The following is a 19,246-nucleotide window of genomic DNA, read 5'->3' on the forward strand; positions in this document are numbered from 1 at the left end:
AGGTTAAGACTTATTATTTTCTTTCTAAAATTTCAAACTGATATGGATAGCCATTTTTATCATCGGCTTGATGCGGTTCTTGATAAATAACTTGCCATTGCTCAGGCGAATAATCAGGAAAATAAGTATCGCCCTGTAGTTTTGCCTTTATATGTGTTAAATAAAGTCGATTCACTAAAGGTAACGTCTGCTTATAAATATTACCACCACCAATAATAAACGCTTCATCAACATGCTGTGTTTGAGCTAACAATATCGCGGCATCAATTGATGGTACCCAACTTACATTTGGAACCATGTTAGATTCTATGATTGCTTGCCTTGAAATAATAATATTATGACGCCCTGGTAACGGACGACCAATAGACTCAAATGTCTTTCGCCCCATAATAACAGGTTTATTAAGTGTATTTTTTTTAAACCATGCCAAATCTGCGGGTAAATGCCAAGGCATTTGATTATTTAAGCCAATTACATGATTATCCGCCATGGCTACAATAATACTTAATATCATATTCGCTCCTTTACACATACCCTAAAGATTTTATTCGCTGATTCACATTTTCAGGAAAGATAGTTTGGCTCCAAAGCCGTTCACTTAAAGAAAGTAATGACTCTTTTTGCCCTGAAACAATCCAATTAGCCAGTGCTGTAGCCACATCAGGGTAGATTATTGGTTTTGGCGAAGGTAAATTAAGCCAGTATTTGAGTTTGATACAGTTTAAATTTTCCATAACTGTTGCCATATCAAGAGAACGCAAACATTGAGCATTATAAATTTGTTCAAATTGACCTGATACAGGTTTAGTTAGAATCTTTTTACCAAGGGTCAATGCTTCAGAAATCAATGCAAATCCTGTATTTGAAATAATTCCAGAGCAACGAACTAAAGCTTGAGTAAAATTATCACGCCCAAGCGGTTGAAAATTAATATTACTTTGTTGTGATGTTTGTTTTATATCTGGATGAAAACAGATAAATTGGTGCTCTTTAAACTGCTTTAACAATACCGTAATTTCATCTAATGCTTCAAATGGCAAATAGACGATGATGTTTCCATCCTCGGTTGGCGCAGTTTCAAATGTGTCAATCATAGGGGGGATTAGCTTATGCCCAAAATGAAACCAATGTAGGCCAATTGGTTTAGTGACGGGAGCGTAATATTTCATAATCACATTTGCGACTAATCCATATTCTTTAGGTTTAAGATATTGGCAAACTGCTTGATTGCTTATACCTAAACATTCACGATGTTGATGATGTGCAGCCCAAGCACTTACTGGCTCAAAATCGCTAATTATGCAATCATATTTTGATAAATCAAGCTCACGGACATCTTTAATGAGCCTGAAAGCTCGAATACGTTGCACAGTTTTGCGAAAATTAATTTTACCATTAAGGGTGGCAAACGTGACACCACGATAGGTTTTATAATCGCCAAAAGCTTGCATGTCGAAATAGTCTTTAGGATCGCGGCCACTGAAAATATAATCAACATTCGCACCAACCTTTTTCAGTGCGTTAGCTAATGTTCTACAGCGACTGACATGGCCATTTCCTGTTCCTTGAACACCAAAGAGAATTTTCATATCTTTATGATTCGTCAATTTAAGTTATACAAATATAATAGCAGAACAGCTTATTATTATGTAAATTATTTTGTATGATTAAATGCAACATGATATTCATGATTAGTTGTCATAATTCAACATTGGTTAACGTTATTACTCATTAGTCTAAATGAAGCAACAGTGCTTCATCTAGTTACTATAAAATAGTCTCACTTAAAGTGTATAAATTTTGTATAACTTTGCTTCTTTTTTCAGTACAATAGCCTAAGTAATTGTTAGATGAATAGTGAGATTTGCATATGTCATTAAGAATCATCAATAAACAAAATTACCTTATTGTTGCATTAGCAATTATTTTCTTTTTATTTGCTGATTCTGCAAGATATTTGACAATCACAATTGGCTCATTAGTTACTGTTAATGATATTTCACACCACATAATCGCTAAGTTAGGCATGAATGAGCATAATGATTGCCATTCTTTATTACAAAAATCATCTCATGATTCAGCTTGTACCACTTTTAATCTTCAGTTTTTACCACATTGTGAACTATACCTTACATTTAACTTTGCTCAAAAATATAAAAAGTTTATTCCTGAATTAAAACTACTAAGAATTGTTTAATTAATTTGTATTTTCAATAAAAAATTAGTCGAAATATTTATCTTTGCAGTAAAAATTTTTTGTTATTCGTTTTTATCACTAATCACTAGATAGTGATTGATTATTATAGAAAAATGATTATAGGAATATTATGAAACGTCGAAATTTTTTGTTCAATATTACAGCGGCTTTAAGTGGGGTAGCAGTTACAAAAGCCTTTGCCAAAATGGATAATTCAACTATGTCAGGTATGGCTTGTGAAGCCAACTCTGATCAGTGTAAAACAGGTGAAATGGGAGACATGAATATGAAGATGAATATGGGTAACAAAGTTTCACAAAAATTATTACCGACCTCAGCTTTGCCACAAGGTCTAAATTTACCAGAATTAACTCATTTAGAAAATACCAGTAATAAACAAGGTATTTTTGAAGCAATCTTAGAGGCTAAACCCATTAAGTTAAAGTTAACACAAGATATTACAACAGAATTTTGGGCATATAATGGTCATATCCCCGGTCCAATGATTGAAGCTTTTGAGGGAGATAACGTTAAAATTACTGTTAAAAATAACTTACCTCAAGCGACAACCGTACATTGGCATGGTTTGCTGATCCCATCTAATCAAGATGGTAATCCACAAGATCAAATTCCTGCTGGAAGTAGCCGAACTTATGAGTTTACTATACCAGAAGGGAATGCTGGTACCTATTGGTATCATCCACACAGCCATGAAACAGTAGCAGAACAAGTTGCGCGAGGATTAGCTGGCATATTTATTGTACGCAGCAAAAACGATCCGCTCGCATTCTTGCCTGAACAACACTGGTTTTTTTCAGATTTAAAATTGACTGATAAAGGCGAAATTGCGGATAATTCAATGGTTGATTGGATGAATGGCCGCGAGGGACAATTTGTGTTAATTAATGGTGGTTATCGTCCCAAAATCACCATAAATACGGCAACAAGGGTACGAGTTTGGAATGCGTGCTCTGGTCGTTATCTTAATTTATCTATTCCTGGCTGTGATGTTTATTTGGTTGGTACGGATGGTGGATTAATGCCAGCTCCTGTTTTACTCAATAAACCTCTGCTATTGTCGCCAGCTGAACGTGCAGAACTTGTCATTTTGCCAAAGCAATCTGGTACAGTGTATTTACAATCTATCGGTTACGATCGCGGAAAGATGGGCAATGTACCACCAGAACAAGATATCATACTGGGAGAATTGGTATTGACACAGTCAAAATCAATGACTATCCCGTCAACCTTACGTTCATTGCCAAAACTAGGGCAGGCAACGACCTATAAATCTATTGAATATACCGAAGTCATGGACATGAAAGAGCCGCGTGGTGGTGTGTTATTTTTAATTAATGGTAAACGCCATGATATGCAAAGGATCGATTTGAAAAGCAAAATTCATGAGGTTGAAGAGTGGACAATTTTCAATAACTCTCATATGGATCACAATTTTCATATACATGGCGCACAGTTTATTGTTGTTTCACACGAATTGAATGGTGAAAAAAATCCACCTGAATATGTCGCCTTAAAAGACACTATTAATTTACGTCCACATGAAAAGATCACCATAAAAATTCAACAAAATATGGCCGGATTACGTATGTATCATTGCCATATTGTTGAACATGAAACACTCGGTATGATGGGGCAATTAATGGTGGAATAATATTCCTTCCTATTCTTCCCTTAATTCAACTTTTTAGTATGGTTGGATTAAGGGAAAATAAATTAACATAAAATTACTTTAGTTGTTTTTTCTAATTCAGAAACTTGTTTTTTATCGACCAAATCATTAGTAATGAGTGCAGTAATTTCACTCCATCCACAAATTTTATATAAACTTTTGCGATTAAACTTAGTATAATCTCCGAGAATATACCTTTTATCGGAATGAGAAATAATTGTCTTGTCTATATATGCATCAGAAGATGATGGGCTAGATGGTCCATTAAGATTACTAAAGCCATCCGTGCCCAAGAAACAAACATCTACCTGAATTTCATTAATCATTGAAACTGTCCAGCCACCAAAAACAGATGAACTTTTATCACGTAATTCGCCACCAAATAAGAAAACTTGGTTTTGTGATGAGATCAATACATTAGCTACAGGTAAAGAATCAGTAAAAACTTTAAAACCAGAACGAAATGATAACAATTTAGCTAATTCTAGCACTGTACTACCTGTTCCAATAATCATTGAGCAATTATCAGGAATTAAAGTTAATGCTTTTTGTGCAATACTTTTTTTTAGACTTGCATTTTCTTTTTCTCGAATTTTAAAAGGGTGCTCAATTGCGCCCTGTTTAAGAGTTGCTCCTCCATGGCTTTTGACTAAAAAGCCTTTTTTTTCTAATGCTAATAGATCTTTACGAATTGTTTCATACGTTACTTGATATTTACGAGCCAATTCACTTACATACACAGTTCCTGCCGTGATTAACTCTTCTAAAATCAATTCTCTTCTCTCATTCATTAGTTGCATTGTTAACAACCTCAAGTATCTTAATATGGATATAAGTTCTTCAACGTTTATCATACGTAATTATTATCGACATTTTACAGCAAAGTTTATTTTATTCCTTATTTATCTTAAATCTTTCTATTCCCTACTCAAAATTGCCGTAAAAAAACAACTTAAATTTGATATTTATTGGTTTTTATTTTAATTAAAAACAATATATTATTTGTTTTGTGATTTTGATCACATTGACTTGCAAACAAAAACCAATTATAAAGTTGGTTATCAATATAAATAAGGAGAACCAATGAAAACCAAAATTGCTATAGCCTGTGACGATATTGGATTTGAATACAAACAAGTAATAAAACAATACCTAATCCAAGAAAAAAATGCTGTTATTGTTTATGACCCAGTGAAGGTTAAAGAAGATGGAATTAACTCTTTTGCCAAGTTAGCTGATGAAATGTCAATTTTAATTCAAAAAGATGTTTGCCGTTTAGGAATTTACATTTGTGGAACGGGTATTGGTTTTACTTGTCAAGCTAATAAACATTGGGGAATTCGCGCAACAGCTGTAACTAACCCTTATTCAGCCAAAAGAGCCAGACTAAGTAACAATGCACAAATTATTGGGCTTGGTTGTCGAGCTAATGGACTAGAATATACCAAAATGATTATTGATGCTTGGCTTGATGAACCTTTCAATTTTGAAACAGCACGAGAAAATTCTAAAAAAAACCTACTTGAAGCTGAACGCAATGATAATGCTTTATTAGTCAAACCTATGCATGTTGCATGGAATATGGGATTTAGAGCAGATGAGTAATCAACAAAGGAGTCACCTATGGAACTGATCACACAATTTATTAATGATTTAGGCAATTTTATTTTTATTCCTATCATATTTCTAATATTTATGGCCGCACTCGGTCGGCCTATCTCTGAATGTATATCTTCTGCAATGAAAGTCGGTATTGGTTTTATTGCATTAAGTATGACCATTAAGTTTATGCTTGACAAAATGGCACCAGCTGTAACAGGACTTGCTGAAAGTACGGGATCTTCGCTTAGCGCAATTGATGTTGGTGGAGCGGCTACAGCGGTAATGGGATTCGGTTCGAGTATGGGGCCGATTATTATTCCATTATGTGTTGCTGTTAATATATTACTTCTTATTATGAAAATTACTGACTGTGTAAATGTGGATGTATTTAACTTGCACCAAAATGCATCAATGGGAGCTATTGTTGGCGTTTATTCAGGAAGTTTTTTATATGGTGTATTAACAGCAGCTCTTTTCCACGTATGGGCATTAATTGCCGCCGATCTTGGTGCTAAAAATAATGAAAAATTTTATAATTTACCAGAAGGTGTTTCGATTTCTCATCCTGTAGCAAATACCTATCTTATTTTTGCTTATCCGTTTAATTGGATTTATGACCGTATACCTGGTTTCAAAAATCTTAGCATTACAGCTGAAACCATTCAAAAACGTTTTGGAGTACTCGGTGATCCAACTGTGGTTGGATTTATTATTGGAGTATTGCTTGGATTCTGTGGTTATTCATGGCAAACCCCATATAAAACTATCATTGAAAGTCTCCAATTAGGTATGTATTTAGCCGCAGTAATGCTGTTATTACCAAGAATGACTTCTATAATGATGGAAGGGTTAGTACCATTATCAAATGTAGCTCGAAAAAAATTAGTTAAACGGTTTCCCAATCGTGACATTACTGTCGGCATGGATACTGCATTAATCGTTGGTAACCCTTCGGTTATCGCTCCCGCTTTATTACTTATCCCTGTTATTGTCATCTTAGCAGTTATTTTACCTGGTAATAAGGTGATGCCATTAGGAGATTTATCACAATTTGTATTCTTTATTGCTTGTATGGTACCTGTATTTAAAGGAAACATTCTCCGAACATGGATAACATCCATTTTTTTGTTTGGTGGAGGTTTATATATTGCTTCATGGATGACACCTTCAACAAATGAAGTATTCCAAAAATTTGGTACTAATCCAGACGCAACAGTGATGTACACCTCATTAAACCCATCAGCAAATCCATTTACAGGGCTTTTTGCCGCAATCAGTCATGTAGGCATATTAGGTTATATGTTGATTGGTTTAATTTTGTTATCAATTGGTTATTTATTAAAGAAAAAAGAAACAAATTCAAATATCAATAGCGAGGTTTCAAAATGAAAAAAGTATTAGTGGTATGTGGAAATGGAATTGCTTCATCATCAATCATGGTTTCAATTTTACAAGACTATTTAAAAGAACAAAATTTAACTGCACAAGTGGATAAATCATCACTAATGGCATGTAATGCAGATACGTTTAATAGCTACGATTTGGTCGTCTCATCAACCAAAATCGATAATCCTGAGATAAAAACAAAAGTTATTGTCGGTGCAGGTTTACTTACTGGCCTAGGAGAAGAGACTATATTCGAAGCGGTTAAACAAGAACTAACAAAATAAGAGGCCGACTATGTTTATTTTAGTTCATGATTTAGAAGAAAGTATTCACAACTATCAAGATGCAATAAGCTCATCGGGCTCTTTTTTATTAACCAAAAATTATATTCATGCTGATTATATTAATGCATGCATAGATCGTGAAAAAGAGTATCCAACGGGATTAATGATGAGTAATGGTATTGGCATTGCAATCCCCCATGCCAATTATCAACTTGTTAAATCTGACGCTATTAGTTTGGTACGTTCGACTAAAGGCATTGTATTTAGGCAAATGGAAAATGCTGACTTAATGGTAACTTGCCATTTAATCTTTAATTTGGCGTTATCAACTAGTAATCAACATTTATCGATACTTAGAAAACTATTTACTTTATTTCAGAACGAAATTTTTATTACCCAGTGCCAGCATTTAAGTTGTCTACAAGCAGAAGAATTGATTGCTCAGCAATTAAATACGAAATGAATTTCAATCTTGGTAAAGTTTTATTGGAAAATGACTAACAACAATTTACTAATAAAAATAAAAGTTTAAGTTAAATAATAGCATATTTTTATCTCGGCAATAGTTCAGGCTATTGCCCTTATAAGGAAAAAAAAATGCAATCACAATTAATCATTGAAGAATTAAATCGTTCGGTTAAAACATTAACGGAACAAAATATTACGAACTTGATACAAAAAATACAACAACATGATCGTATTTTTGTTTATGGTACAGGACGATCAGGTCTTATGCTAAAAGCTTTGGCAATGAGGCTTATGCAACTTGGGCTAAATGCCTTTGTCGTAGGCGAAACGACAACACCATCAACAAAACAGGGCGATTTATTAATTGTAGCATCGGCATCGGGAGAAACAAACAGTGTCAATATGATAGCAGAATCTGCACTAAAGCAATCTATTGATCTTGCTATTATCTGTGCATCGCCTAATTCTACACTAGCAAAAATTCAAACTCCTGATATTATTTTGCAATCTGGTAATAAATATTCCACATCACAAATAAGCCAACAACCTCTGGGGAGCCTTTTTGAACAAATGTTACTTGTCATCTTTGACACAGTCATTCTTACCATGAGCAATCAACAAAAAGATAGTAATGATGATATGGCTCATCGCCATGCCAGTTTAGAATAACGCCTGACTGATATGATAAACGCCACTTATTTTTTTAAATAAGTGGCGTTTATCAAATAATCATAACCGTACTAGCTTTATATCCATATTACTTAATAATCCCCGTAAAAAGCTTATTTTATACATATGTAAATTAAAAATAATAAAAAATGACCATTTGTAATAATTGTTTTTCATTTTTGCTAAAAATGCTAATATATCATCATTATGACAATGATATATTATTGGCAAAAACTCAGCAAATGCTTGATTATTAAAACCGCGTTATCTCACTTATTGTTAGGTGTAATGGCTGCTGGGTTCGGTTTATATCAACATGAAGCGCTTCCTTCGGAAGCTCCTGTTTCGCAAATTGGGATCATTGCAATTGCATCTATTGTACAAGATCACCAAGAAGTAGAGCGAAAAAAATCACAAACGCTATCACATTTACAAAAACGATGTATCGCAGCGCTTTTTGTTATACCTAATAGTATTGAACTTTCACCAAGTAAAGTTATTCGACTATCCCCTTATAACGGCATACGAGCTGGACCTAAAGCTACCGTTTAATGAGCTTATCACTCAAATAAAACTAATTTTTATATAAGGTTAATTCCTTAAATCCGCATTGAAAAAATAAGAGAAAAGTTATGTTATTAAAATTATTAACAAAAGTATTTGGTAGTCGCAATGATCGCGTTTTAAAAACCATGCGTAACCGAGTTGAAAAAATTAATGCACTTGAACCAGCCATGGAAGCATTGTCAGATGAAGAATTAAAAGCTAAAACCACAGAATTTAAACAAAAGGTTGCTGCAGGTATCCAATTAGATGATATTTTGGAAGAGGCTTTCGCGGTGGTGCGCGAAGCAAGTAAGCGTGTATTTGGTATGCGTCATTTTGATGTGCAGTTAATCGGTGGTATGGTATTAAATGAACGTTGCATTGCCGAAATGCGCACAGGTGAAGGAAAAACCTTAACGGCAACATTACCTGCTTATTTAAATGCACTAACAGGTAAAGGTGTGCACGTTGTTACGGTTAATGATTACTTAGCACAGCGTGATGCAGAAAATAATCGTCCATTATTCGAATTTTTAGGATTAACTGTTGGTATTAATTTACCTAATATGCCACCACAAATAAAACGTGAAGCCTACAATGCTGATATCACTTATGGTACTAACAATGAATATGGTTTTGATTATCTACGCGATAATATGGTATTTAGCAAAGATGCTCGAGTACAACGTCCATTACATTACGCCTTAGTCGATGAAGTCGACTCAATTTTAATTGATGAAGCAAGAACCCCACTGATTATTTCAGGTCAGGCCGAAGATAGTTCTGAAAGATATATTAGTATTGATAAAATCATTCCTTATTTAACTCGCCAAGAAAAAGAAGACTCTGAACAGTTTCAAGGGGATGGAGATTTTTCCATTGATGAAAAATCACGCCAAGTTAATTTAACCGAGCGTGGATTAGTTAAAGTTGAAGAACTATTGATTAAACAAGGCATCATGAAAGGTGATGAATCGCTTTATGCGCCAAGTAATATTGTTCTAATGCATCACGTTAATGCAGCCCTACGTGCTCATCACTTATTTCATCGCGACGTTGACTATATTGTTAAAGATAACGAAATAGTTATCGTGGATGAACATACTGGTCGAACCATGGATGGTCGTCGTTGGTCTGATGGTTTACACCAAGCGGTTGAAGCAAAAGAGCATGTTAAAATCCAAAATGAGAATCAGACACTAGCTTCAATTACGTTCCAAAACTATTTCCGTTTATACGAAAAATTAGCGGGGATGACAGGTACTGCGGACACTGAAGCATTTGAATTTAATCAAATTTATGGGTTGGATACGATTGTTATTCCAACAAATCGTCCAATGCAACGAAAAGATCAATCTGACCTTGTCTATATGACTGAAAAGGAAAAGATTAACGCGATTGTTACTGATGTACAAGAATGTGTAAAACGCGGCCAACCCGTTTTAGTTGGGACAGCATCAATCGAAAAATCAGAATTAGTTTCACAAGCATTTAAAAAAGCCGGCATTAAACACAATGTGTTAAATGCTAAATTCCATGCTCAAGAAGCTGAAATCATTGCTAATGCTGGGAGTAAAGGTGCCGTTACTATTGCAACTAACATGGCGGGGCGTGGTACCGATATTATGCTTGGTGGAAATTGGCAAAGTGATATAGCTAAAATTGAAAATCCAACGCAAGAAGATATCGAAAAAGCGAAACAAGTTTGGCAAACAAAACACGAAGAAGTGATTGCATTAGGTGGGCTTTATATTTTAGGTACAGAGCGTCATGAATCGCGTCGTATCGACAACCAGTTACGTGGTCGTGCTGGTCGTCAAGGTGACCCTGGTGCTTCACGTTTTTACCTATCACTTGAAGATCCATTGATGCGAATCTTTGCCTCTGAACGTGTCGGTAACATGATGCGTAAACTGGGCATGAAAGAAGGCGAAGCCATTGAACACCCATGGGTAACTAAAGCCATTGCCAATGCACAAAAGAAAGTTGAAAGTCGCAACTTTGATATTCGTAAACAACTTCTTGAATATGATGATGTTGCTAACGAACAACGTAAAGTAATTTATCGTGAACGAAACAGTTTACTTGATAATGCCGACATAAAAGATACCATTGATTCGATCCGAGGTGATGTATTTAATACACTCATTGACCAATACATACCACCACAATCAATTGAAGAAATGTGGAATATCCCTGGACTTGAAGCCGCGCTAAAAACAGACTTTGATTTGGATTTACCCATCGCCAAATGGTTAGATGAAGAGCAGAACCTACATGAAGAAACATTGCGCGAACGTATCTTACAAATGGCACAAGAAAGATATTTAGAAAAGGAAAATACTGCTGGTGCTGAAGCATTTAGGCACTTTGAAAAAAGTGTCATGCTACAAACACTTGATACGCTTTGGAAAGAACACTTAGCTGCTATGGATTATTTACGTCAAGGTATTCATTTACGTGGTTACGCACAAAAAGATCCAAAACAAGAATATAAACGCGAGTCCTTTAATATGTTTGCTGGCATGTTAGAATCGTTAAAATATGATGTTATTGGTCTTTTAAGTCGTGTGCAAATTCGCTCACAAGAAGAAGTTGATGAAGCAGAACGTCAACGTCTTGCTGAAATGGAAAAACTAATGGCTAAACAACAAGCTAGTCATGAATCTGTGACCACCATGAATGGCGAGGGTGAAGATCAGACAGTCGGGGCCACAACACAACCAATGGTGCGAACTCAAGCTAAAGTTGGACGTAATGATCCGTGCCCTTGTGGTTCAGGTAAAAAATATAAACATTGTCATGGTGCTGTTCAGTAAGGTAAAAATTTAGTATCATCACACAAAGTTGATGATTAAAACGTCGATTAGGATCGGCAATAAATTGAAATAGGGGGAGTTGCTGCTTTCCCTAATTTTACTCATAGGCAAATAGAATTATGAATAAACATATTGAAATTGCTGTAGGTATTATTCGTTCACAAAATTGTCAAATCTTTATCACCCAACGCGGTGAAGACTCTCACCTTGCTGGTTTTTGGGAGTTCCCAGGTGGAAAAATCGAGGCAGGAGAAACCCCATATCAAACCCTACAACGCGAAATTGCTGAAGAAGTAGATATCTATATCCATCAAGCCCAATTCTTAGATGTTTTTGAACACAGTTATGATGATCGTGATATCATAATTCATGCTTATTTAGTTGAAGAATGGGATGGTGTTCCTTTCGCTAAAGAAGGTCAACCAAGCCGTTGGATTGATCAAGAAGATTTGAATGCCGACGAATTTCCTGACGCCAATCGGCCGATTATCGAAATGCTAAAAAATTTGGATAAACAAATCTAGTCTATTTATTAGTATTTATTTTTGTCAGCTTTGTTTATTAAGATTAGTTTATTTTGTCATTTCTATTTCTTCTGTTTTTAACTTGAGACAGTTCTAACATCGCCTTTATAAATCAATGCGCTACACAACTAAGAGCGCTTTGCTAATTTCCATTGTTATCAGGCCGAATTTTCCGCACATAATCTAAAGTGATATACAATAAACAAGGAAAAAACAGGTTAAATATAGCAACTTTTTAAGTAAAATAAATTTTTTATTCGCTAGATAATAAGCGTTAAAAAATATATAATGCCGCGAATTTTTGATGTTAATTACCATTAAAAATAGTGTTAAATTAAATTAAATAAAATTAAGGTGTTAATTATAATGAAAGAATATAAGGTAGTTGTTTTTCAAGAAGGAGCATTGTCTTCATTACTTTTAGGCTCAGCTAATGCTAATGAAGTTAAATTTTCAGAATTTTTAAACAAAAATGCTCAAGATGGTTGGCGCGTAGTAACGATGGAAAAAGATATGCGCCGCTTGTTCTTGTTTTGGAAAAGAGAAGCCTATTTAATTGTAATGGAACGGGAACGTAGTTAAATAAAAGTCTGAATATCATTACCTATTTTTTTAATGAATTCATTCAAAGCATGAATATTTTAGATTAATAATTTCGTCTTTTTTAAGGTAATGGCATTTTTACTCATACGTGCCTGATAAAAAGTGAAATACATTAGCGATTGTTAAAATTGGGAATCAATATATCTATTCATTGTATTGTATTCCCACTAAATCAGATAAACTCAATCAATCTTTTTTAAATAAAGCAATATTATTTAACAACAGGCAATTTCAAGTAACTACCATATTTTTATAAAAAAGCAAAAGGACGCGTTAAGATTTACGCTGTAATTTTTGTTCTGCTAGAGCCAAAAAAACAATACCAATAATGATAGATAACCCGCCAAGCATACGCGTCAAGGTAATTTGCTCATCAAAAGCAATAACCGAAACCAACATCACGGTGACCACCTGTAGATGAGACGCGGCAAAAGCGGGGCCTACTGGTGCGTTTTTTAATAATACCATCCAAGTGACAAATGCGCCTGTATAACCAAGCATGACTAAATAGGCCCAGCCATGAGAGAAAACACGAATTAACCAATCGACACTCACTTCAAGTGGCATTGCCGATAATGCCGTTAATTTAAAGCTTGTTTGACCAAACGTATCAAAAAATAGTAGCAAAATAAATCCAATAATATAAAATTTTTTCATTATGTAAGCCCGACTAAAACGACACCAGTGGTAATAAAAAATATTCCAATGATACGGAATAATGTAAGATGTTCTTGAAATAAAATGCGCCCAGCCAACATAACCGTAATAATATTAAATGATCCTAATAAAATACCTTGTGACAAAGGGACTTCACTTAAAAAAGCTAGCCAAAAAATAAAACCAATAAAGTATGCGGCAAAACCTAGCCAAAGCCAAAAATTACCAAATAATTTTTGCCAATAATGCAAACCTTGCTGATTTTTCGAGGTGATTGCCGCATACTTAAATGCAATTTGTCCCATCGTATCACAGGCAATATTTATTAACCAAAGTATAATAATTAAGATTGACACTGCTGACAAAATCCATGTATTTCAAGCACGCTATGTTTGATTAAAAAATCACTTTGCTGTGCTAATTGCTTAAGCTGATGTTCGATATCTTGTGAATGTTTTTCAATGATCTGTTGACATTTATCACAAATAAATAAAATTGAAATATGCTGTGGATCTTGAAAGTGTGGGCAAATAATATAACTATTAGAAGATTCAACTTTATGGATGAAACCTTGCTCTAGTAAAAATTCAAGCGCACGATAAATTGTAGGTGGTTTAGCCTGAGGTTCACTGACTTTGAGTAGATCTAAAAGATCATAGGCACTCATCGCTTTATTTGCTGTTAACATAATATCTAAAACTGTTCGACGTTGCGTTGTCAGTTTAATACCCCGCTTTTTGCATAAAGTTTCAATCTTTTCAAGGAGCAGATTATGCATTCGGTTTCCTTTGCCTTTCGTCATTATTTTTTTGTGCCGCTTTTCTTCGTCTTATTTCTTTAGGGTCATTGATTAAAGGTCGATATATTTCAATGCGGTCACCATTTTTAACCAATTCATTGAGATCACAACGTTTGCCATAGATGCCAATTAAATGTTCATCTAGTTTAATCTGACATAACGATAAGATATTGGATTTTGTAATTGCTTGCAAGACATTCGTTTGCTCATCGACATCGCAATTAATTATCGTCGGGTTATTTGGTAACGCATAAACAACTTGAATATTTATCATTTATAAATCTGCCTTGCTCGTTTTGAAAACGCATTAACCATACTCGTCATCACTTCTTTAAACACAGGAGAAAAAGCAATATCTAGTAGCTTATTTTTAAACTCAAAATCTAAACTAAAACTAATTTTACTTTTGCTATCACCGAGTGAACTAAATTGCCATCTTCCCGATAGGTGTTTAAATGGTCCTTCAAACAATTTTATCTCAATAGAATGTGGTTGATTAATCTGATTTACTGTAGTGAAAGATTTTTTAAAGCCTAACTTTTCAACTTCAATAAACGCTGTGTACGTATTATCTTGTTTGCTAATAATACCAGTTGCGATACAATCAGGAACAAATTCAGGGTATCGAGCAATATCATTCACTAAGCAAAACATTTGCTCTACAGAATAAGGCTCGATAACTTCGTGAAAAACGTGTGCCATAATAATAAAATAAAAAGTTAAAATTAGTGGCATATCATATCATGTAACTTTATAATAACGCACATTATGACTAAGAAAAAATCACATAAGCCAGGTTCGGCAACCATTGCATTAAATAAACGCGCACGCCATGAGTACTTTATTGAAGAGGAAATTGAGGCGGGCTTATCCCTACAAGGTTGGGAAGTAAAATCCCTACGCGCAGGAAAAGCCAATATTAGTGACAGTTATGTTTTACTTAAAGATGGTGAAGCATGGCTCTTTGGTGCAACTATTACACCTCTTAATGTCGCGTCAACACATGTTGTGTGCGAACCAATGCGCACACGTAAATTATTGTTAAATGAACGAGAACTAAACTCATTATTCGGTCAAATTAATCGCCAAGGTTATACTGTTGTTGCGCTTTCACTTTATTGGAAGAACGCTTGGGCAAAAGTGAAAATTGGTGTTGCTAAAGGTAAGAAAGAATACGATAAACGCACAGATATTAAAGAGCGTCAATGGCAAGTCGATAAAGCGCGCATTATGAAAAACGCCAATCGATAATACATGGTTACTTGCAGAGTATCGTTTTAGCGGTGGCGTATAATTTGTGGCTTGATAAAAAATGCATTGTTTTTTAATTCTTTAAAGTTAAGTAAATCATCTATTACATTAACACAAGTATGAGCCATACTTTGAAAATCTTGAGCAATAGCATCAATCGGATAGTAAGAATAATTAAGATAAATATTATAATCATAAGAACACAAACAGATCTGTTGTGGTTTGGCGTCCACTTCAACTAAATAGCTCAGTACTTCTTGTAGTAAATTACATGAAGGTGTAAAAATAGCTTTTGGCAGTCTTCCTAATTTTTTATGAAGATTTTTGAGTAATTCATATCCTTTATTGGGGCAATAGTTATCACTGACTAACCATTGTGGATTAATGGTTAAACCTACATTTTTAAGACCCTGTTTAAATCCCTTAAGCCTAGCTTCAATGGACGTTAACTGTGTGTCACATCCAATAAAATAAAATTCATCGAATTGCCTTGCATACGGCTGAATTAGCTCAGCGACCGAGTTTAATGATTCACTAGTAATAAATGGCAATGGTGTATCTTTAAGATAGCGATCGAAAAATAGCACAGGGATATTTTGATTAATACCAATATAAAACTCATCGCTATCTAATGAAGTAACAACAATCATTGCATCGACTTTTCGTTCAACTAAGTTTTGTGCCACTTTAATTTCTATGTCTTTATTATAATGACTACAAGTAATTAATAATTGTATGTTTTTTTTCCTAAAACAAGCTTCTAAATAGTGCAAAAATATGGAAAAAAAAGAATTGGACATATCTGGTACTATTACACCGATGGTATCAGTACTATTTGCTTTAACCAAATATTGACGAATATGAGCCTGTTCACTGTATTGCTCAGCAATGGATAATACACGTTGCCGTGTTTGTGGTGAAATACGATATTTTTTATCTCGTTTATTAAAAATATGGCTGACGGTCGTTGCCGACACGCCAGCTAAACGAGCAATATCATTGATTTTTAATTTATTACTCGCCATAGATATCACTATTTCCTTTTATATCAACGAGGAGTGCGCAGCTGTTTGTTAGGAAATATTGGATTACAGTTAACCGATGGATTTTGGTACCAATATGCAACACTGGCAATATCATCACAACGCTCATATAATCTTATATCATCATTACCAATTTGTTGAAAGGTAAGCTTGATATTTTTGTGAAATGCAATCGGATCAGGTAAATGCCAACGATATAAACCATGCATAGGCAATGCATCGTCACCAAAACCGTGTACTGGATTTGCATCTCCAGTTTGAAAAAAATCGCGCGTTGCATCACGCTTAGTCTGATAAGGGTAGCCCATAAATAGCGTTTGAAAACATTTAGCTGACGGACGTCCTTGGCTATCACGATTGTGAAACGCCCACGCCCCACCAAAATAGTCTTCAGAGCCTGTGGAGTGTTGAGTTGGATATTGACTATCATCATCCAGATAGAATTTAAATTCTCCTTCTCCCCACCAGTAACGTTCCAAGGCTGTTAATGCTAAGTAAGTACCAACATAGTAGCCATGACCTTCGATATTATCTAATAATACATAATCTTCGGCATAATTAGTTACTCTTTGTCTGCGCCATTGAGCATGAAAATAAAGCGGTGCTTCAAATGGTTTTGGCATTAAGGCATAATTAATGGTGAAAAAGAAATGCTGTAAATCTGCTTCATGTTCATTTTGAATTTCAATCCTCGCTTTTCTATTAAAAGGCATTCTAAAATAGCTATTAAATCCACCGGTTGGATTGACTACAATGGGCATGGAGTTAATATCACATCTTGCGCCAAAACCATTACAGAAAAAATCACCGATAGGGCTTTCGACTGATGGTACTAGTTCATCATCCCAATAAATGCGGATAACAACATCACGTAACACAAAACTACCGCGATGTGTTCTATCTGTTAAGGTAAACCACATATGACGAATTTCGGCAGGTCCTGTAATTTCAGCGATAGTGACTGTTTCACCTGCTGGTATTGATATGCAACCTTGCCCTTTACGACTTGGCCCTAAAGCGCTCGCTTTCATGCAAGATTGACCTTTTTCACCCGTCATATTTTCAGGCGAAATGGTTCTGGTTTGTTCAAAGTGAAATTGTGTGACTGAATTATATATGTTCATTGTGAATCCTTACTAACGTTTATTAAATGTAATTTTCTTTAACTATTTTTTATTTGTATCTTCTGTTTTTTATCACCATTTAAGAAGAAAATAGCAAAAATCATAAATCCTAAAACAACTAATCCAAGATGATTAAATGTGGTTGCCGCACCGGCAGTATCGTAAAAATCACCAACCAGGGTGGAAAACAAAATAACACCGACAGAGCCTGCCACCTGATAACCGATTAAAAAGACAGTTGCGGAAAGACGGGCATTAAAATTAATATCAATATATTTAAATACCGAGACTAAAATGGTAGAAATTTCTAAGCAGTGCATAAGCTTAATGACAGAAATAATCGCAATACTATTAACATGTCCAGTAAGGAATATACGAGAAGCTGAAATAAACGCAGCAAAAATTAACGCGTTTTTTGCTCCCACACGATTTACAACAAATGGAACACAAAACATGACCGCCGCTTCTAAAAAAACTTGAAAAGAATTTAATATGCCATATAAGCGATAACCATCATTGATATCGTCAAACTGCTGAGTAAAATAAACAGGGAATAACTGTTGATCATAAATATTATAAAGACTATAAGTTCCAAGTACATAGATAACAAATATCCAGAATTTTTTCAGTGTAAAGACTGATATAATTTCATTAAAACTTAGCTTGTCTTTTTGTTGGAAGACAACTTCTGATGATTGATTTAAATCGGGTTTAAAATTGAGATTAAGTAGCATAAAGCAGATACCTACACCCGATGCAGCCCAAAAATTTAGATGCGGATTAAGACTAATTAAAATACCGGCAATAAAGGTTCCTACTGCATAAGCGATGCAACCCCACATGCGGCATTGACCGAACTCGAAACCAAAAGCGCGGCTGATTTTTTCACAGTAAGAGTCAATTAACCCCATCCCTGCAACCCAACCAAAGCCTAAAAAGAAACTACCAAAGATGACACCAATGTAAAAGCTATGCTTTAGTAACGGTTCATAAACATAAATTAATGCAGGCGCGGCTAATGTGATAATAATACTTTGAAACCAGATAAGATGTTTTTTCAACACCAATTTATCTTGATAAACACCATACACAATCATAATAATGAGCGAAACAAAGTAATTAAATGAATAAATAATACCAGTCTGTTTTGCTGTTAAGCCAATCTCCTTACTTAGCCATATGGCATAAAACGAAAAAACAAAACTACCTGCAGCGTAATACATAAAACTGTAACAGGAAGCGAACCAATAAGTCGGCTTGTTATAAAATGCACTTGTCATAATTTATCCTATAAAGAGTGAAGCACTGCAATTGAGTATGCAGAGCTAAAAATTTAGCTTTAAAAGGTTTATTGGATAAATGTGATCAATATCAAAATTATTTAATTAACATAGATAAGGAAAGCTATTGTGTATAATACATAGCTCTTAAATTGATAAGTTACTATAGAAAAGTTTGAAAAATTTATAGAAAGAAACAAAATATTGAAATTGGCTAAGCTTTAATATAACCGATAGGAAAATAATTTTACAATCTAACTGGCGTTATTTTGTACACTAAATAACGCCAATACATTATATTTTG

Annotated in this window: 23 protein-coding genes; 12 read left to right on the forward strand and 11 right to left on the reverse strand. The window is 34.5% G+C overall.

The window, feature by feature from the left end; genetic code table 11:
- Positions 1 to 13 precede the first annotated feature (13 nt).
- Together folA and ACYIAL_RS04655 are read right to left on the reverse strand one after the other, a co-directional pair.
- Positions 14 to 514, reverse strand: a complete 501-nt coding sequence (gene folA, locus ACYIAL_RS04650; protein WP_483746938.1) for a type 3 dihydrofolate reductase — start codon at positions 512 to 514, stop codon at positions 14 to 16.
- Positions 515 to 524: 10 nt separating this feature from the next.
- Positions 525 to 1,589, reverse strand: coding sequence for an MJ1255/VC2487 family glycosyltransferase (locus ACYIAL_RS04655; RefSeq protein WP_483746937.1), 1,065 nt, complete (start codon positions 1,587 to 1,589; stop codon positions 525 to 527).
- 281 nt (positions 1,590 to 1,870) lie between these two features.
- Between ACYIAL_RS04655 and ACYIAL_RS04660 the strand changes: the two genes are divergently transcribed.
- Together ACYIAL_RS04660 and ACYIAL_RS04665 are read left to right on the forward strand one after the other, a co-directional pair.
- The gene (locus ACYIAL_RS04660) at positions 1,871 to 2,197 is read left to right on the forward strand and encodes a hypothetical protein (protein ID WP_174797037.1); all 327 of its coding nucleotides are present in this window, start codon (positions 1,871 to 1,873) and stop codon (positions 2,195 to 2,197) included.
- A 130-nt stretch (positions 2,198 to 2,327) separates the two neighbouring features.
- A complete protein-coding gene (locus tag ACYIAL_RS04665; protein ID WP_483751107.1) occupies positions 2,328 to 3,869 on the forward strand; it encodes a multicopper oxidase family protein in 1,542 nt (513 codons plus the stop codon).
- A gap of 62 nt (positions 3,870 to 3,931) precedes the next feature.
- Here ACYIAL_RS04665 and ACYIAL_RS04670 read toward each other — a convergent pair whose 3' ends face one another.
- Positions 3,932 to 4,687 (reverse strand): DeoR/GlpR family DNA-binding transcription regulator, encoded by a 756-nt coding sequence (locus ACYIAL_RS04670; RefSeq protein WP_483746935.1) that lies wholly within the window; start codon positions 4,685 to 4,687, stop codon positions 3,932 to 3,934.
- A gap of 283 nt (positions 4,688 to 4,970) precedes the next feature.
- On the opposite strand from ACYIAL_RS04670, the gene ACYIAL_RS04675 reads away from it, so the two are divergent.
- The 9 genes from ACYIAL_RS04675 (at position 4,971) to ACYIAL_RS04715 (ending at position 12,767) form a co-directional block, all read left to right on the forward strand.
- A complete protein-coding gene (locus tag ACYIAL_RS04675; RefSeq protein ID WP_483746934.1) occupies positions 4,971 to 5,492 on the forward strand; it encodes an RpiB/LacA/LacB family sugar-phosphate isomerase in 522 nt (173 codons plus the stop codon).
- Between the two features lie 18 nt (positions 5,493 to 5,510).
- Positions 5,511 to 6,878, forward strand: a complete 1,368-nt coding sequence (locus tag ACYIAL_RS04680) for a PTS galactitol transporter subunit IIC (protein WP_483746933.1) — start codon at positions 5,511 to 5,513, stop codon at positions 6,876 to 6,878.
- Positions 6,875 to 7,159 carry a PTS sugar transporter subunit IIB gene (locus ACYIAL_RS04685; RefSeq protein ID WP_483746932.1) on the forward strand — a complete coding sequence of 95 codons (285 nt, stop codon included), beginning with the start codon at positions 6,875 to 6,877 and terminating at the stop codon, positions 7,157 to 7,159. Before ACYIAL_RS04680 ends, ACYIAL_RS04685 begins: the two co-directional genes overlap by 4 nt.
- A 10-nt stretch (positions 7,160 to 7,169) precedes the next feature.
- Entirely contained in the window at positions 7,170 to 7,622 is a 453-nt protein-coding gene (locus ACYIAL_RS04690; protein ID WP_483746931.1) for a PTS sugar transporter subunit IIA, read from the forward strand.
- Between the two features lie 134 nt (positions 7,623 to 7,756).
- A complete protein-coding gene (gene hxlB, locus ACYIAL_RS04695; protein ID WP_483746930.1) occupies positions 7,757 to 8,296 on the forward strand; it encodes a 6-phospho-3-hexuloisomerase in 540 nt (179 codons plus the stop codon).
- 207 nt (positions 8,297 to 8,503) lie between these two features.
- Positions 8,504 to 8,848 carry a hypothetical protein gene (locus ACYIAL_RS04700; RefSeq protein WP_483751108.1) on the forward strand — a complete coding sequence of 115 codons (345 nt, stop codon included), beginning with the start codon at positions 8,504 to 8,506 and terminating at the stop codon, positions 8,846 to 8,848.
- Between the two features lie 80 nt (positions 8,849 to 8,928).
- Positions 8,929 to 11,661, forward strand: a complete 2,733-nt coding sequence (gene secA, locus ACYIAL_RS04705) for a preprotein translocase subunit SecA (RefSeq protein ID WP_483746928.1) — start codon at positions 8,929 to 8,931, stop codon at positions 11,659 to 11,661.
- A 119-nt stretch (positions 11,662 to 11,780) separates the two neighbouring features.
- Positions 11,781 to 12,185 carry an 8-oxo-dGTP diphosphatase MutT gene (mutT, locus tag ACYIAL_RS04710; RefSeq protein ID WP_065638513.1) on the forward strand — a complete coding sequence of 135 codons (405 nt, stop codon included), beginning with the start codon at positions 11,781 to 11,783 and terminating at the stop codon, positions 12,183 to 12,185.
- Between the two features lie 366 nt (positions 12,186 to 12,551).
- Complete coding sequence (locus ACYIAL_RS04715; protein WP_174797040.1) at positions 12,552 to 12,767, forward strand: DUF4177 domain-containing protein; 216 nt, start codon at positions 12,552 to 12,554, stop codon at positions 12,765 to 12,767.
- A gap of 294 nt (positions 12,768 to 13,061) precedes the next feature.
- Here ACYIAL_RS04715 and ACYIAL_RS04720 read toward each other — a convergent pair whose 3' ends face one another.
- Genes ACYIAL_RS04720 through ACYIAL_RS04740 form a run of 5 tightly spaced genes read right to left on the reverse strand, consistent with a single transcriptional unit; the run spans position 13,062 to position 14,979 of the window.
- Complete coding sequence (locus tag ACYIAL_RS04720) at positions 13,062 to 13,445, reverse strand: DMT family transporter (RefSeq protein WP_174797041.1); 384 nt, start codon at positions 13,443 to 13,445, stop codon at positions 13,062 to 13,064.
- Positions 13,445 to 13,801 carry an EamA family transporter gene (locus ACYIAL_RS04725; RefSeq protein WP_483751109.1) on the reverse strand — a complete coding sequence of 119 codons (357 nt, stop codon included), beginning with the start codon at positions 13,799 to 13,801 and terminating at the stop codon, positions 13,445 to 13,447. The genes ACYIAL_RS04720 and ACYIAL_RS04725 overlap by 1 nt, the downstream gene beginning before the upstream one ends.
- The gene (gene zur, locus ACYIAL_RS04730) at positions 13,789 to 14,223 is read right to left on the reverse strand and encodes a zinc uptake transcriptional repressor Zur (RefSeq protein ID WP_160430258.1); all 435 of its coding nucleotides are present in this window, start codon (positions 14,221 to 14,223) and stop codon (positions 13,789 to 13,791) included. Before zur ends, ACYIAL_RS04725 begins: the two co-directional genes overlap by 13 nt.
- The gene (locus tag ACYIAL_RS04735; protein ID WP_483751110.1) at positions 14,216 to 14,518 is read right to left on the reverse strand and encodes an RnfH family protein; all 303 of its coding nucleotides are present in this window, start codon (positions 14,516 to 14,518) and stop codon (positions 14,216 to 14,218) included. The genes zur and ACYIAL_RS04735 overlap by 8 nt, the downstream gene beginning before the upstream one ends.
- Entirely contained in the window at positions 14,515 to 14,979 is a 465-nt protein-coding gene (locus tag ACYIAL_RS04740) for a type II toxin-antitoxin system RatA family toxin (RefSeq protein WP_174797043.1), read from the reverse strand. The genes ACYIAL_RS04735 and ACYIAL_RS04740 overlap by 4 nt, the downstream gene beginning before the upstream one ends.
- A 33-nt stretch (positions 14,980 to 15,012) precedes the next feature.
- Between ACYIAL_RS04740 and smpB the strand changes: the two genes are divergently transcribed.
- Positions 15,013 to 15,495, forward strand: coding sequence for an SsrA-binding protein SmpB (smpB, locus tag ACYIAL_RS04745; RefSeq protein WP_065581660.1), 483 nt, complete (start codon positions 15,013 to 15,015; stop codon positions 15,493 to 15,495).
- 26 nt (positions 15,496 to 15,521) lie between these two features.
- Here smpB and ACYIAL_RS04750 read toward each other — a convergent pair whose 3' ends face one another.
- The 3 genes from ACYIAL_RS04750 to ACYIAL_RS04760 are packed head-to-tail and all read right to left on the reverse strand — an operon-like array spanning position 15,522 to position 18,942.
- The gene (locus tag ACYIAL_RS04750) at positions 15,522 to 16,520 is read right to left on the reverse strand and encodes a LacI family DNA-binding transcriptional regulator (protein WP_483751111.1); all 999 of its coding nucleotides are present in this window, start codon (positions 16,518 to 16,520) and stop codon (positions 15,522 to 15,524) included.
- 23 nt (positions 16,521 to 16,543) lie between these two features.
- The gene (locus ACYIAL_RS04755) at positions 16,544 to 17,662 is read right to left on the reverse strand and encodes a glycoside hydrolase family 172 protein (protein ID WP_483751112.1); all 1,119 of its coding nucleotides are present in this window, start codon (positions 17,660 to 17,662) and stop codon (positions 16,544 to 16,546) included.
- 38 nt (positions 17,663 to 17,700) lie between these two features.
- Positions 17,701 to 18,942: an oligosaccharide MFS transporter gene (locus ACYIAL_RS04760; protein ID WP_483751113.1), complete on the reverse strand. Its 1,242-nt coding sequence runs from the start codon at positions 18,940 to 18,942 to the stop codon at positions 17,701 to 17,703.
- Between the last annotated feature and the right edge of the window lie 304 nt (positions 18,943 to 19,246).

This window comes from Gilliamella sp. X-57 (genome assembly GCF_057063565.1).